The sequence below is a fragment of the Paenibacillus sp. FSL F4-0087 genome (assembly GCF_038020215.1).
Lineage (GTDB): Bacteria > Bacillota > Bacilli > Paenibacillales > Paenibacillaceae > Paenibacillus > Paenibacillus taichungensis.
Genome location: NZ_JBBODJ010000001.1, coordinates 3,916,753 through 3,931,464, shown reverse-complemented (window position 1 = coordinate 3,931,464; position 14,712 = coordinate 3,916,753). Strand labels below are relative to the sequence as shown.

Below are 14,712 nucleotides of genomic sequence, written 5' to 3'. Positions count from 1 at the left end.
CGTTTTAATTAGCCTGTTTTCTTTTCCGCTTATCTTCTGTCCTATTTTCTTTAAGCTGCTTCATCGCTACTCTGTATCTTTCCCCTGATCTTTCTTCCCTTTTGGAGTCCCGTCAAGGCCATACACTTGATCGTAAGCATCGAAAATTTTACGTGCAATTGGAGACGCACTGACCGATCCAAAGCCACCTTCGGGCACAACAACCGCTATAGCCAACTTCGGATTATCCCGTGGTGCAAATGCGATAAATACACCGTTTTCCTTTTTGTTCGGTCCTGTTCCCTGCTCCGAGGTTCCTGTTTTTCTCGCATAATCGTAGGGGAACCCTTCAAACGAACTCACTCTGGTGACCATGCCCTTATGCACTTCATTCCAGTATACATCCGCAAAATCAACCTCGTTTAACACTTTTGGTTTGATTTTTTTGACCACATTGCCATCGGCATCACGGATTTCCTTCACCAAATGAGGTTCCATTCGTTTGCCCTTATTAGCAAGCATCGTGGTATATTGTGCAAGTTGAAGCGTTGTATATTTACCTTGCTGACCAAATGAGGCAAAAGCAAGACGTGTAAGAGCCGATTCATCTTTGTTTTTATACTCAAGTCTGCCCAAGAATTCACCAGGCAAGTCAACACCAGTTGATACACCCAAGCCAAACTCCTGCATGTGCTCATGCCAAACATCAAGCCCTTTATCCGAGCCATATTTATTTAGAAGTCTTTTGCCAACCATATCAATCATAAAGGCATTGGAAGATTTCTCAATAGCCCGTCTCGCTGTAATATTGCCATTATATGCAGAATGGGAGTTCCTCACTTTTCTCCCGTCTTTCCCCAAAATGGCATATCCCTGGTCGGGATAGGTCTGCCCGGTCGTAAATAGTCCTTCTTTCAATCCAATCAATACACTGAGTGGCTTGATTACGGAACCTAGCAGTACAACGGATTCAGTATGTTTTTTCGAATCGTCCGGCGGGAAGGAAGCCATCGTTCCGTTGCGATAAACGTACTTGATCTTGTCATAATCCCAGTCATTCGGATCATAATCCGGCATACTCGCCATAGCCACTACATTGCCAGTATCCACTTCCATGGCTACCGCATATCCCGTAACGGCTTTCGGAAGCTTACGCAATTCATCCGTTATTGCCTGCTGTGCTGCCATCTGAATTTCCTTATTGATTGTGGAGACCAGACTGTATCCCTTCTCCGGCGGAGTCTGTTGCATCGTACCCTCTGGCAAATTACGCAAATTAATATCAATGGATTGGTAGCCGCTACGCCCACGAAGCTCCTCCTGATATTGAAATTCAAGGCCATCAACTCCAACTTTTTCTTGCTGAGTATAGCGCAATCCCGGGTCGCGTTCTGTTGCTTCAGATTTGCTGATTTCTCTATACTTATCCAAGTTGTCCTGTTGGCCCTTGAACTCTCTTGTATATCCGATCACCTGAACTGCTACCCTATCTGGATCATACTTTCTTACGTTTTCCTCAAGAACCATAGCACCTGGATATTCGGCCTTTTTCTCCATAAAATAAGCAATTTCTTTCATGTTGAGATCAGATTTCACCAGACGAGGAGTATACCCATGTGCCTTCTGAGATTCCAGATCCAGTCGCTTCATGATCTCTTCTGCATCGGGTTGTTCTTTGTCCCCCGGATTAAACTGTTTAAACACAGCCGCCAGTTCATCTGCGAGTTCCTGTGCCTCCTGCTTGCGGTCATCATTTCTATAATCCTCATACAACAATACATAGAGGGACTGCACAGGCTCCGAATAAGCCAGCGCAACTTCCCCTGTCGCATCGTAGATTGGCCCACGAACAGGAGCGAGCGGAATATCTTTGGTATTACGGCTGGTTTCCATATAGGTCAGTTCAGGTCCCTCCACAAATTGCACAAAGGCTAACCTGAAAATGAGGATACTGAATATCACAAACGCAGCGAAAAAAAACATATTCATTCTTACACTAGATGGCTTGTTGTTGACTGGTGTATCTTCATTGGACATTTTCTTTTTCCTCAATCGGTTAAACATGGGATAAGCCTCTCCGTTCTTATGTAAAAGTAGATTCATCTATCACGCATATTGCATCAATCGGTTCAAGTAACATACCTTTCCTTCTACAAGTCTATCAAAGGTCAACTGCCATGTCCTCCAGATTTTGGTTACATTTTCGTAAACAGAATAGACATATGGTGATTCTTTCGAAACGATGTCAATACAGACATATCGTTAATCTCTTTACTTTTGAAATAAATTTTCATTCTCTTATATAAACGTGGCATGCACAATGTTTGTTACATACTGATATGCAGCAGCTTGTGGGAAAGTGGCCTTTTAGTCCTGGCAAACGTAAAAAGGACCCTTGAAAGGGTCCCTTCTTTTGAAATCAACGACTTACATTACTGTGTATCTGATTCCTTATTTTTATCTTTTTTCGGTACACCGTCTAGACCAAACTCCTCGTCATACGCGTCGAAGATCGCACGTGCAACAGGGGCAGCACTGCTCGAACCAAAGCCCCCTTCAGGAATAACCACGGCTACAGCCAGCTTCGGATTGTTGCGTGGAGCGTAAGCAATAAATACCCCGTTATCCACCAATTTGCCTCCGACTAACTGTGTGGATGTACCTGTTTTTCTTGCAAAGTCATAAGGGAATCCACTAAACGCTGTTACTTCGGTTGCCATGCCTCGCTGTACTTCATTCCAGTAAGCATCATTAAAATCGACTGTGCTGAGCACTTTCGGTTTCATTTTCTCAACCACATTGCCTTCCGAATCACGGAACTCACTGACTAATTGTGGCTCCATGCGTTTTCCTTTATTCGCTAGCATCGTAGCATACTGTGCCAGCTGCATCGTTGTATATTTCCCTTGTTGTCCAAAGGAGCCATAAACAAGTCGAGTTAGTGAACTTTCATCGGTGTTCATATAATCCCGAATACCCAAGAATTCATTCGGCAGATCAATCCCAGTAGATACACCCAGACCGAACTGCTTCATGTATTTATCCCAAACATTGATTCCCTCTGCGCCATATTGGGAGTAAAGCTTCTTGCCAATCTCATCAATCATGAACACGTTCGAGGAATGTCGAATCGCATCATGGGGAGTTAACGACCCATACACGTGTCCCGATGAGTTCTGTACTCTACGGTTATCTCCACCGAAAGTCGTTGAACCACGGTCTGAATACACCGTATTTGTTGTGAAAAATCCTTCTTTCAAACCGATCAATACACTAAGCGGTTTAATCGTTGAACCAAGTAATACGATAGATTCAGCTCGTTTTTTAGAATCGTCGGGCGGGAACGAGCGAATTGTACCATTTTGATATACATACTTGATGTCATCATATTGATCGTTACTAATACTACCCGTTCTCCAGATATTCGTGTCATAATCTGGCATACTGGCAATCGAAACAATCTTCCCTGTATCCACTTCCATAGCTACCGCAAAACCTGTTTTGGCATTCGGATGCAGCTTACCTGAAACTGGATGTGTATGCAGCCAGCTTAGTTGATCCAGTATCGCCTGTTCTGTCTTCACCTGGACATTTTTGTTAATCGTTGTAATTAGGTCGTACCCTTTTTCGGGTGGGGTAGAGCCCGCTACACCTTCAGGCAAATTCCGCAAGTCAACATCAACGGAGTTATAACCACTTTTTCCCCGCAGAACATCCTGATATTGCAGTTCCAGTCCATCAAAGCCAACAAACTCATTCTCGGTATATACAAGACCTGGGTCCGTTTGCTTTTTATTGGCCTCATCAACCTCTTTGTATTTATCCAATGTTTTGGAGCTTTTGAACTTTTTGAGATAACCAATCGTCTGAACGGCTACCGTATCCGGATCATAGTAACGCACACTTTCCTCTACAATCTGAATTCCCTTGAATTCATCCTTGTGCTGCAGGAAATAAGCCACTTCTTCATCGGACAGATCACTCTTGATCAGACGTGGCATGAACCCATTCGCTTTGCGCGAATTGAGGTCCATTGCTTCTAAGATGTTGTCGACCGTAAGGGCCTCGGAATCCTTTTTCTTATACTGCTCAAAAACATCATGCAGCCGGGTGGCGATGTCCTCCACTTCGGCTATATTCGGATTAGGCTTGCCATCCACATCTCCATAATTTTTGTATAAGGTCAGGTACAAGGATTGAATCGGCTTGGAGTAAGCCAGCTTGACCTCACCCGTGGAATCATAGATGGTTCCTCTCACGGGAGCGAGCGGTACATCTTTGGTAATATTGCTCGCTTCCTCCTGACTGAGCTCAGGCCCTTCCACGAATTGCAAAAACGCCAAGCGTACAATAATAACGCTAAAAATAACAAAGGAAGCGAAGAAAAATACGTTCATCCGGTAACTAAAGCGCCGCTTGTCCGTAAGTTCATCCTTCTCTTTTGAATGATTGTTCATTCATCCTACCTCTTTCATGACTTGATGCATACCGTCCAGGCTGTACAGCCTCGGCATGATAACCTGGCAACGTCGTCATCTCCCGGACCCATGTCCGGCGTAATGTTAAGCTGATTGATCTTTCAGATGGGTATCGGCAAAGTTAGGAGGATTGAACCAATCGCCACTAATCGCCCAAGTGGGGTCAAGCGGAATCCAGCTTTCCGAATCACTCAAATATATTTCATTCCAGGCATGCGGACCATATCCACCCTGCCCGTTATAACCAAGCCCTGTAACCACTTTGACTTCGAGACCCTGTGAACGAGCCATGACCGCATATAGACGAGCGTAATCGATACATACGCCTTGACGTGTATCAAATGTATTTTGTGGCGTCTGCTCGTGCCATATGCCTTTTTGCTCATAGTCATCCACTTTGCCATAGTCATATTGAATGCGAGAACCTACCCAGTCATATAACGCCCTGGCTTTGGCTTCATCTGTCGTTTGACCTTTCACAATTTCTTTTGCCGCAGATTCAATATCCGCCGGAATGTTATGGTCGATGACTTCATATTTGCGTTGCAGGATCGCCCCAAGTTCCTTTTGCACGGCTTGCGTAAATACGGGCAACTTGTCCTTGATGAATGTACCTGATAATGGCTCTATAACAGATTTGGCTCCTTGCATATAAATGGGTGAAGCCTCTACATAGCGACTAAACATGCTGCCCGGATAGAGACTGACAATCATGAACAATACGGCAATCACAATCATCCCGCGGACGGAGCCAATAACTGTACCAATCACAGCACCCGTAATACGGCTGAAAAATCCTTTGGGTCTGCTCTCTTGCTCTGCCGAACTGTATCTTCTGCTGAAAATAAGGGAAGATAGCAATCCGAGAACCAATCGGATGAAGCCATAACTAATCACAAACAACACGGCAAACCGCATCAGCGGAAAATCAGCAATGGCCGTAATCAATGTATAATACATCTGCTCCCATCGGTTCAATTCACGGTTAGGCATGTCTGCCGCATGCACAGATAACCATTGCTGAACATATGGCGCAAGCCATAAGGTTAAACCGATAGATAACAAAATACCAATGACCGCCATAATGCCATCCATGAGGAATCCAAAGAGTCTTCCTGCCGAACGCGAAGCACCTCTGGACCACCCCTGAAGCAATGAAGCGGCCACAATCAGCAGCAGCATAATCGTTATGCCATTGAATTCTTTCAGACTATCCAGCCAACTTTGCAGCACGTATTCATTCCTCCTTTACTACGAAGCCGGTGCTGTTCCGTTCTCCTGTGCCTGTTTGACAAAAGTTCGTATCGTTTCATTGTCGACCTTCCATTCACCCACGGAGATCCCCCGGAATGTAACATCGACTTTATCCGAATTCGTTCTACCCTTAATCTCCACATTGGGGCTTGTGATGGTAAATGCCCCATCCTGTCCCTTGGTGTATGTTGCTTTGGAAGCTTCTTTGAGCATCATACTGGTCGCTTCCTTCTTCAATGTGTCCATCGTACTTGATTGAACGTCAGTAACTGTCTGTTTGATCTGATCAATGGAGATGCCGCTGTATATCAGTAGAGCCGCAATAATGATGATGGCAATCGCCCATTTCAATACGGTTTTGACCACGTTCAGAACAAAGAACAAAATGATCAACGCAACCACAATCACCAGCCAGTTCTGCATCACAAACTCTTTGATTACTTCTATGTTCATGACTACACCTTCCGTATTAGAGTTGATTATTAACACTCCCGAATATTATACATGATTTCCGAAGCTGCTGTCAGCTAAGCCTCCTATGTAAAAATAAACGGTCTAAGTTCGTCCCGCCGGGCGTACAAGTAGTACCATGAGGTTCTGTCCAAGGAACGGGGAACACATCATGACCAGTTATTGAACATGCATCGCTTAACAAGGAGGGGCTTATGTGAAAACGGCCATCTGGCTATATCTATTTTTGTTCCTTGCTGTTTTTGATCTGCACGCGCAGTATCCAATCTTGACCCCTTTCGCTATCTCGCTCGGGGCAGCCCCGACCTTCATCGGCTGGATGATGGGCATCTATTCCTTGACTCATCTCCCAGGCAATCTGATTGCCGGAACCCAAATCGACAAACATGGCAGTCGTCGTTACATTGTATTCAGTTTACTGGGTGCAGGCATCATTTTGCTTATCCAGGCACAAATCCATACGCCATGGCAGCTGCTCGCCCTGCGCTCCATCAGCGGGTTTGTACTTGCTTTTCTCTCTCCGGCCTGTCTCGCATTGCTTGCGCAGCTGTCAAGTGATCCAATCAAGCAAGGTAAGTACATGTCAGGCCATGGCGTCGTACATACGCTGGCATCCGTGGTGTCCCCCGCCGCAGGCGCACTGATCGTGGGAGCTTTAGGATTTTCGGCCACCTTTGCAAGTCTCGGTTATCTGCTCATACTGTCTGGTGTTATCGCATGGTTATCCATGCCCAAAGGCCTCGTTGAAGTTCAGCACGAAAAAGTGACCGAGCCCGCCATGCCTAGCAACCTGGTTGAAGAAAAAAGAAAATTCCTGCCCGTATCCTGGCGGTACTTTGCTCTACCCCTTGTCATTGCCTGTGCCCAAGGAATTCTGTTTTTTGAACTGCCACTGCGTGGAGGCGGACATTCGTCCATGATGTCTACCGGACTTTTGTTTTCCATTATCAGTATTGGAGCACTATTTACCCTGAGCATGCTATTTCTCAACCGTTATTCTCCCAAACTGCGGTTGATTGCAGGTGTGCTGCTGATGTCTTTATGTTTCTTTGCTATGGCGGCGATACCACAAATTCCGTTGTCTTCCGTGCTTTTCGTTCTGGGGATGTCCAAAGGCATTATTTTCCCAGCCATGGCAACACTCTTTATTCATTTAAGCGGTGGAAACAAGCTGGGTCGAATCTTCTCATTGCAATCCATTGCTACCTCCATCGGTTCTTTCATCGGCCCAATCACAGCAGGACAGCTTCGTGTGGGTTTATCGCCATATTTCATTGCTTTTGTATTATTGATGATCGGCATCATGCTGCTTCCTTACTTCACAGCCAGACGCGAAGCTTCCCTATCTGATCCTAAAAGCATACTGGGTTAACCGTATCAGAATGATCTACTATCCGTACTCTTTGACAACAGAAAGGCTTGTATTTTTCTTGGCTTTGCATCATTCCCCCATTTACAGCTAAACTATATAAAATGGACTGATGTTTTACACACGAAACAAGGTGACTTCTTCATCGTTAAAGATTTCTTCTTAAATATCATCATTTGGAACAGACGATCCGTAAACGGAACGGCCACTGTTGCTGAAAGTTAGAAATCAAAGATGTTTCTGTCAACGTAGTCACTCGTGTAAAAATTAGAAAGTCCATTTTATATAATCCAGTCGATTTCCGCTGCAACATTTCCCGGGGAATGTCGACATAAGCTCTCGATCAAGAGGTGAATATGATGCCTATTCATGTCATTGTGGAAGGTAAAAACGACCGCAGCAAACTAAAACGTCTTGTAGGACCCGAAATCAACATTTTGTGCACATTTGGAACACTGAATTCTCTCAAGCTTGAGTCGCTGCGCAAACAGGTTGGTTACGATGAGGTCTACTTATTTATGGATAATGACAGTTCGGGCAAAAAAATCAGGGGTGTGCTACGAGATGCCTTCCCGGATGCAGTACAGATGTATACACGACGTGGTTATGCGGGTGTAGAGGGAACTCCCGATGAATACATCATCGCCCAGCTGGAGAAAGCCGGATTGGAATCGTATATCCAATATCCTGAATTCCCATCGTTTTAAACCGTAAGAGGCTGCTCGCCGGGTATTCATTCAACCCAGGAAGCAGCCTCTTTATTTGGCGATTATAATGAACGCATCTTTATTCCTTGATCAGATTGCGAATGTCTTCCGCAATGACTGCTGGTTCAACATCCTCTGTATTAAACGCATTGTATACCTTACGCAATTGGTTATTCCGATCCACCAATCCAATCATGTTCATGTGGGCAAAATCATCCTTGTTCTCACCCTCAATGAGGATCTGGAATGAATCCCTGGCGAGCTGCTTCGTTTGATCCATATCCCCCCGCAAGAAGTACCAGCCTTCATAATCCGCGTGAAATCGATCTGCAAATTCCTTAATCTTCTCCTTGGTATCCACTTTTGGATCAAACGAGATAGATACAAATGAGGCATCCTTGCCAAAGGTATCGTCCTCTTTCAACAGATCCTGCACCTGGGATAACGTAAACGTCGTAATTGGGCACACATCCGGACAACTGGTGAAATAAAAGTAGAACAAACGTACCTTGCCTTTGGTATCATCCAGAGATACTGTACTTCCATCCACATTTTCCATCGAAAAGGATTGAATCTCCCGAATTTCGGGTAACTTTTCCTTGCTGGCAAATACGGTGCCCCACATTAAATACACCGCCATAATTAGTGCAAGCCCTAACAGCATCCATGTCCATTTATACTTTTTCAGCATCATTATCGTCCCTTCCGATATCAGATCATATGAATACGCATACATAAAAGTTGAAGCAGTTCTCTATAAAATTCATGGACTTGAATCGTGTTTTTAATGACTTTCCCTCATTCCCATACTACTTTGATGCATATGTATACCAAGAACCCAACCGACAATGGGCCCCCTTGTTATTGTAGCTGTTCCACGGACCCGTGCCCATCTAATGTTTATTAAAGCATTTCATGCTGCTCATTTGTGCACTGTATCCAGAATCATCAATATAAAACTCAAAGATAGATAGTTAATGGAGTAAAGGAATACCTTTTTGGCCCAGGCATCTGTATTTTGTGCACGAAAGCCTTTAAGTGCGTAGTACAGCCACAGCACGGAAAGTATCAGTGAAACGGTAAGATAGAAAATTCCTGCATACCCGTAAGCATACATGAGAACTGGGACAAAGATTTGCAAAACCAGATAAGGAATCATCTGAATCTTGGTCCGTTCAATACCCTTTACCACCGGTAATAGCGGAAATCCACCAGCCCGATAATCTTCCACCCTACGGATCGCGAGCGCCCAGAAGTGTGGAGGCTGCCATAAAAACAACATGGCCAGAAGCAGCCATGCACCAAGATCCATCCGTCCAGTTACTGCGACATAACCGATGACTGGTGGCATTGCACCAGACAGACCGCCAATGGAGGTGCTCCATGTCGACGAACGTTTTAACCAAAGGGTGTACATAATCACATAGACAAACATGCCAAAAATGCCGCATAATCCGGCAAGTACCCCGGAGAAGGAAAAGAGTACTGATAATCCAATCACACCCAAAATAATAGCATAGGATAAAACGACTTTGGGTGTTAATCGTCCTGTTGGCAAGGACCTGTTGCGGGTACGTTCCATTTTGAGATCAAGTTCACGGTCAAAGTAATTGTTAAATACACAAGAAGAAGCCATAATCAGTACCGTTCCAAGCAGGGTCAGCAGCATTTTGCCGTAGTTGACGTCCCACTGGGATGCAAGCCAAAAGCCACCAAAAACCGCAATAAGGTTGGTTCGAAGAATGCCTGGTTTCGTAATATGGATAAAATCTTTCCACGTCCCTGACTTCATCGGAGGCGCAGATCGTGTTGCCGAATCGGAAGAAGCCTGGTATCTCAATGGATTGTCCACGCTTGTGAATCCCCCTTCTTCTTGATCTCATGGAGGTTTCTCTCTTTCGCCTCCGATATAAAGTTTATCACAGGAAAAGGAAAAATAGTTTGACAATGCTCGTACAATTGCTGTCAATTGAGCAGGTTCTTGTCATATCTTTGGAAATTAGGGTGTTTTGCTTCCCGGTAGGCGGATAATATACACTATATATGGGTATCACCTAGATAGAGAAGCAACTCGCATTAACGATACACCACACAAAGGAGACGTTTATGGATACTTCTACACATTTTGTCATGGGGATTGGTTTGGCCGGTCTGGCTTATGTCGATCCTGTTGTCGCGACGAGTCCCATGCTCGCAGCTGCGGTCATGGTTGGAACCATTGCAGGCTCGCAGGCTCCTGACATCGATACTGCGTTACGTCTCAAAAGCAACTCGCTCTACATCCGGAATCACCGGGGTATGTCCCATTCACTGCCATTTCTCCTGTTATGGGTACTACTCATCACCGGTGTCATTGCACTGATCTTCCCGGGTGTCGCTGTTGGACACGTCGCGGCTTGGACTGCTGTCGCCGTTGGCGTTCACGTTTTTACCGATTTGTTCAATACCTATGGAACTCAGGCAGCACGGCCTTTTACAGAACGCTGGATTGCCTGGAACATCATTCATATTTTTGATCCGTTTCTGTTTACCACACATGTGCTGGCCATATTGTTATGGGCCTTCGATCTGATCGCCCCTGCTCCACTCTTTGTTTCACTGTATATTTTGATTGGCTTATATTATGTATGGCGGACAATAGCACGTGCTATGGCTATTAGACAGGTGAAACGACTCGACAAAAATAATTCTAAGGCTCATTACATGGTCATCCCAACAATATCCTGGTACCGATGGCATGTAGTGAAAAGATTTGAAGACGGCAGTTATGAGATTGGCAAAATGGACCATTCCGTCTTAACCTGGAATCTCCATGCTTCATCGTCTACTCACGCGGCTGTCGCCGCCTCGCGCAACTCTCCTGAAGTCACTGCGTTTCTGTACTTCACCTCCTATGCTGTTGCAGAGGTGGAAGAATTACCAGCAGGATACAAGGTTCGCTGGGCTGATGTGCGTTATCGACACCGCAAACAGTATCCATTTGTCGCTGTAGTCGTTATGGATCGAAATTTCGAAACGATTGATACGTATGTCGGCTGGTTAAGTGACGAGAAAATGAATAAAAAACTTTTATCCGCACGCTCTTGACGAAAGGTGCATGGAAGGGCACAATCAGACATAGGAACGAATGCGCGAGAAAGCCCGGAGCGTTTCCGCCCCGGGCTTCTGCTTGTTGCTTTTTGGTTATAATAATTATTTGCCAGACCCAGCCAGAGACTGCTCAGCGATTTGTACCAGACGTTTGGTGATGTACCCACCCAGAGATCCTGTCTCACGGGAAGTGTAGTTACCGTAGTAACCGTCTTGTGGGATAGTTACACCCAGTTCTTGTGCAGCTTCGATTTTCAATTGTTGCAATGCTGAGTTTGCTTGAGGTACCACCAAGTTGTTAGAACGAGATCCTTGAGCCATATTTAAAATCTCCCTTCAATCTGTGTCTGTAATGTAATTGCAAGCTTGCAAGATTATTATGGCTCGTGCGCTTCAGGTTATACGGAATTTCATCAAATTTCTATATGGAGGTTTTTCCCAATGAGCAAAGGTTTATCGCTATGGTTTGCATTCTCTTCGATTATGTTGTTAGCGGTTACGGCGATTATGATCTCTTACTCCGGCTGGTTGGCTACGTTGCTGTTTGTCGTGTCCGTTGCCAACATCGGCTGGGGATTTGTTATTCGCGCAAAGAAAGAGCGTCGTGAAGCACGTACCACTTCGGAAACAGCCTCTTGACCCGGTAAACTTCATAGGATAGTACGAAACGATAATTAAAGAGGAGCCCCATCAGGGCTCCTCTTTACTTTAAGTTACTTGCCTCGTCCTACTACAACGTACGTCTAGGAACAAACCCCATACGTTCTTTAACTGCATTAAGTGTCTGGGAAGCCACCGCTTCTGCGCGACGAGCTGAAGTTTCCAGGATGTCAGCTAATTCGCCAGACTCACGAATCTCACGATACCGTTCTTGTAAAGGTTCAATAACAGATACGACCACTTCAGCCAGTTCTTTTTTGAATGGACCATACATTTTGCCTTCATAGCGCTCCGCTACTTCTTTCAATGACAGACCTGCGCATTCAGCATAGATACTCATCAGATTGCTGACTTCAGGTTTGTTTGCCGGATCATATACAACTTCACGACCGGAATCGGTTGTGGCACGGCTAATTTTTTTGCGAATCACATCTGGCGGATCAAGCAAGGCAATGTAGCTGCCTGCATTGGGATTACTTTTGCTCATTTTGGAAGAAGCATCATCCAGTGACATTACCCGAGCACCCACCTGTGGAATATACGGGTCTGGAATCGTGAAATACTCACCATAACGATGGTTAAAGCGTCCCGCCAGATCACGTGTCAGTTCCAGATGCTGCTTTTGGTCTTCGCCTACTGGCACAAGATCAGCATTATACAACAAAATATCAGCAGCCATTAATGAAGGATAGACAAACAGCCCAGCGCCAACGGAATCTTTACCAGATGATTTGTCCTTGAACTGAGTCATGCGTTCGAGCTCGCCCATCGATGTCAGTGTAGTCATCAACCAGCCCAATTCCGCGTGCTGCGGTACATGGGATTGCAGAAATACATTGGATTTCGTAGGATCGATTCCAGCTGCGATAAACAAGGCAGCTACCGCCTCAGATTGCTCACGCAGCGCTGCTGGCTCTTGAGCTACCGTTACAGCGTGGAGATCAACCACCATGAAGTGACATTGGTAGTCATGCTGCAATTTCACAAAGTTTTTAATTGCTCCGATGTAGTTACCCAATGTGAGCTTGCCACTCGGCTGAATTCCCGAAAGTACTGTTTTCATTTCACATAACGCCTCCCTATTTGTTTGTTCCTAATTCTCCGCGAACGCAAAAAGGCCCACATCCGCAAGGGACGTGAGACCGTGGTGCCACCCTTATTCGCATTTCTCCATTCCTCTAGACCTAATTAGATCATGTAGAAGAAATGCCTTCATTTCTCCGTAACGTGGAGTATACGTCCGATTCTACTAAGGGTAGTCCAAACTTCAGACATTGCCTGTTCAAGCCAGCACTCAAGGGTCCATTCGGTAAAGAGTTCACACCGGTTCACATCATCCACCGGCTTTCTGAAGAGAGTTCTCTTAGCTTACTTGTCCCTGTCATCGCTTTGATTATCATTCATTGGATAAAACGCATCGTTCAGAATACCATCTTAATCCGCGCGGACCAGAATGTCAAAATGGGAATAGCTTTTTTTACCCACTTCACTGAAATCTGTTATGATGGAATTGCTTATCCTAATCACCAGCATTCATTCGGTATGCTAATGGGATAAATGGCATGTACACAATGACACGCCTGCAACGGCATATAGGAATGGCCGTTTGCAGACAGATTTCAAGTGGGAAAAGGAGCATCGATATGAAACAAGTGACCAAAGGCCAATGGAATGGTTACGACACGTATATCCTACATAGCCGTGAATTGGAGATTACCCTGCTGCCGCGTCTTGGAAATAATATTATCTCGATTCGCGATCTGGTGCAGGGCCGCGATGTCGTTCGCAGTCCGGAAGAAGATGAACTTGCCTTTTATTTGCAGAAGCCGTATCACTTCGGCGTTCCGCTTCTTGTTCCGCCAGGCCGCATTCATCGAGGACAATTCGAATATGAGGGAGTTCATTACCAATTCGATCAGAATACGGCCAATGACAACCATATTCACGGCCTCCACCGCAGCCAGTCCTGGTGTGTCAGCGACATCGAAGAAGATGAAGATGGCTGTGCAATTACAACGGAATTATTAACTGAAAATGAAGAGCATTGGATGGCTCAATTTCCAATTCCTTTGAAGCTTGAGATGACGTTCAGACTTCAAAACGCGGTGTTAAGCCAGCGTCTGCGTGTGACCAATCTGAGCTCTACTCCTGCTCCTTTTGGAATGGGATATCATACATGGTTTCTGCTTGACGGTAAACCTGCCGAATGGTCACTTCAACTTCCTGTGTCCGGAATTTACGCTCAGAATGAAGAACAACTGCCTACAGGTGAGATTGAATCTCTCGGAGAATGGTCTTCATTGAACGAAGGTATGAACATGCAAGGACGAAACTGGGATACCCTTTTGAAAGCTGCCGATGGGCAACCAGCAGTAGCTCACTTGCGCAGGCAGGATGGATACACGCTTAAATATTCAGCGGATGAAGCATATTTCAAACATTGGGTCCTCTTTACAAAGGGAGAATCTGATCAATTTCTATGCATTGAACCGTATACCTGGCTTCCTGATGCACCCAATTTAAATTTAACAGACGAGCAAACGGGACTGATTCGTCTGGAACCAGAACAGCCCGTTGAACTTTTCACACGTATTGAGATTGTTCCGCCAACCGAGTAGAATCTTGTACTCTCAGGCGACTTCTATGGGACATAGCTCCTACTTTTTCCTTTTATTCTATGTAGCCGATCCATACTGGGTCGGCT

The 14,712-nt window shown here is 45.2% G+C and carries 13 protein-coding genes and 1 other annotated feature; of the genes, 5 read left to right on the top strand and 8 right to left on the bottom strand.

Annotated features, from left to right (window positions below):
* Window positions 1-66 precede the first annotated feature (66 nt).
* The 4 genes from MHB84_RS18160 to MHB84_RS18145 form a co-directional block, all read right to left on the bottom strand.
* Complete coding sequence (locus MHB84_RS18160; protein ID WP_411835895.1) at window positions 67-2,043, bottom strand: peptidoglycan D,D-transpeptidase FtsI family protein; 1,977 nt, start codon at window positions 2,041-2,043, stop codon at window positions 67-69.
* Window positions 2,044-2,411: 368 nt separating this feature from the next.
* On the bottom strand, window positions 2,412-4,436 hold the full coding sequence (locus tag MHB84_RS18155; protein WP_076290925.1) for a peptidoglycan D,D-transpeptidase FtsI family protein: 2,025 nt from the start codon (window positions 4,434-4,436) through the stop codon (window positions 2,412-2,414).
* 105 nt (window positions 4,437-4,541) lie between these two features.
* Window positions 4,542-5,639: a transglutaminase domain-containing protein gene (locus tag MHB84_RS18150; protein WP_076290977.1), complete on the bottom strand. Its 1,098-nt coding sequence runs from the start codon at window positions 5,637-5,639 to the stop codon at window positions 4,542-4,544.
* A gap of 69 nt (window positions 5,640-5,708) precedes the next feature.
* A complete protein-coding gene (locus MHB84_RS18145) occupies window positions 5,709-6,164 on the bottom strand; it encodes an ATPase (RefSeq protein ID WP_076290926.1) in 456 nt (151 codons plus the stop codon).
* Window positions 6,165-6,378: 214 nt separating this feature from the next.
* Between MHB84_RS18145 and MHB84_RS18140 the strand changes: the two genes are divergently transcribed.
* Window positions 6,379-7,554, top strand: a complete 1,176-nt coding sequence (locus MHB84_RS18140; protein WP_076290927.1) for an MFS transporter — start codon at window positions 6,379-6,381, stop codon at window positions 7,552-7,554.
* A gap of 356 nt (window positions 7,555-7,910) precedes the next feature.
* Window positions 7,911-8,258, top strand: a complete 348-nt coding sequence (locus MHB84_RS18135) for a toprim domain-containing protein (RefSeq protein ID WP_024631255.1) — start codon at window positions 7,911-7,913, stop codon at window positions 8,256-8,258.
* Between the two features lie 79 nt (window positions 8,259-8,337).
* Here MHB84_RS18135 and MHB84_RS18130 read toward each other — a convergent pair whose 3' ends face one another.
* The gene (locus MHB84_RS18130) at window positions 8,338-8,949 is read right to left on the bottom strand and encodes an SCO family protein (protein ID WP_083679049.1); all 612 of its coding nucleotides are present in this window, start codon (window positions 8,947-8,949) and stop codon (window positions 8,338-8,340) included.
* A 231-nt stretch (window positions 8,950-9,180) separates the two neighbouring features.
* The gene (cyoE, locus tag MHB84_RS18125) at window positions 9,181-10,110 is read right to left on the bottom strand and encodes a heme o synthase (protein ID WP_076290929.1); all 930 of its coding nucleotides are present in this window, start codon (window positions 10,108-10,110) and stop codon (window positions 9,181-9,183) included.
* Window positions 10,111-10,364: 254 nt separating this feature from the next.
* Here cyoE and MHB84_RS18120 point away from each other — a divergent pair, with 254 nt between their 5' ends.
* Window positions 10,365-11,345, top strand: a complete 981-nt coding sequence (locus tag MHB84_RS18120) for a metal-dependent hydrolase (RefSeq protein WP_076290930.1) — start codon at window positions 10,365-10,367, stop codon at window positions 11,343-11,345.
* Window positions 11,346-11,450: 105 nt separating this feature from the next.
* Here the strand turns inward: MHB84_RS18120 and MHB84_RS18115 are convergent, their stop codons facing one another.
* Complete coding sequence (locus tag MHB84_RS18115; RefSeq protein WP_017692386.1) at window positions 11,451-11,669, bottom strand: alpha/beta-type small acid-soluble spore protein; 219 nt, start codon at window positions 11,667-11,669, stop codon at window positions 11,451-11,453.
* A gap of 120 nt (window positions 11,670-11,789) precedes the next feature.
* Here MHB84_RS18115 and MHB84_RS18110 point away from each other — a divergent pair, with 120 nt between their 5' ends.
* Window positions 11,790-11,987, top strand: a complete 198-nt coding sequence (locus MHB84_RS18110; RefSeq protein WP_063566137.1) for a hypothetical protein — start codon at window positions 11,790-11,792, stop codon at window positions 11,985-11,987.
* Between the two features lie 91 nt (window positions 11,988-12,078).
* Here MHB84_RS18110 and trpS read toward each other — a convergent pair whose 3' ends face one another.
* Window positions 12,079-13,071, bottom strand: a complete 993-nt coding sequence (gene trpS / locus MHB84_RS18105; protein ID WP_072735502.1) for a tryptophan--tRNA ligase — start codon at window positions 13,069-13,071, stop codon at window positions 12,079-12,081.
* A 64-nt stretch (window positions 13,072-13,135) separates the two neighbouring features.
* Window positions 13,136-13,402: a binding site (T-box leader), on the bottom strand.
* A gap of 249 nt (window positions 13,403-13,651) precedes the next feature.
* Between trpS and MHB84_RS18100 the strand changes: the two genes are divergently transcribed.
* Window positions 13,652-14,626 carry an aldose 1-epimerase gene (locus tag MHB84_RS18100; RefSeq protein WP_076290932.1) on the top strand — a complete coding sequence of 325 codons (975 nt, stop codon included), beginning with the start codon at window positions 13,652-13,654 and terminating at the stop codon, window positions 14,624-14,626.
* The last annotated feature ends 86 nt before the right edge of the window (window positions 14,627-14,712 follow it).

Coding starts and splice junctions, on each gene's coding strand:
- trpS (WP_072735502.1), bottom strand. CDS start 13,071: ATGAAAACAGTACTTTCGGGAATTCAGCCGAGTGGCAAGCTCACATTG.
- MHB84_RS18130 (WP_083679049.1), bottom strand. CDS start 8,949: ATGCTGAAAAAGTATAAATGGACATGGATGCTGTTAGGGCTTGCACTA.
- MHB84_RS18135 (WP_024631255.1), top strand. CDS start 7,911: ATGCCTATTCATGTCATTGTGGAAGGTAAAAACGACCGCAGCAAACTA.
- MHB84_RS18160 (WP_411835895.1), bottom strand. CDS start 2,043: ATGTTTAACCGATTGAGGAAAAAGAAAATGTCCAATGAAGATACACCA.
- MHB84_RS18120 (WP_076290930.1), top strand. CDS start 10,365: ATGGATACTTCTACACATTTTGTCATGGGGATTGGTTTGGCCGGTCTG.
- MHB84_RS18110 (WP_063566137.1), top strand. CDS start 11,790: ATGAGCAAAGGTTTATCGCTATGGTTTGCATTCTCTTCGATTATGTTG.
- MHB84_RS18150 (WP_076290977.1), bottom strand. CDS start 5,639: ATGCTGCTGCTGATTGTGGCCGCTTCATTGCTTCAGGGGTGGTCCAGA.
- MHB84_RS18100 (WP_076290932.1), top strand. CDS start 13,652: ATGAAACAAGTGACCAAAGGCCAATGGAATGGTTACGACACGTATATC.
- MHB84_RS18145 (WP_076290926.1), bottom strand. CDS start 6,164: ATGAACATAGAAGTAATCAAAGAGTTTGTGATGCAGAACTGGCTGGTG.
- MHB84_RS18115 (WP_017692386.1), bottom strand. CDS start 11,669: ATGGCTCAAGGATCTCGTTCTAACAACTTGGTGGTACCTCAAGCAAAC.
- MHB84_RS18155 (WP_076290925.1), bottom strand. CDS start 4,436: ATGAACAATCATTCAAAAGAGAAGGATGAACTTACGGACAAGCGGCGC.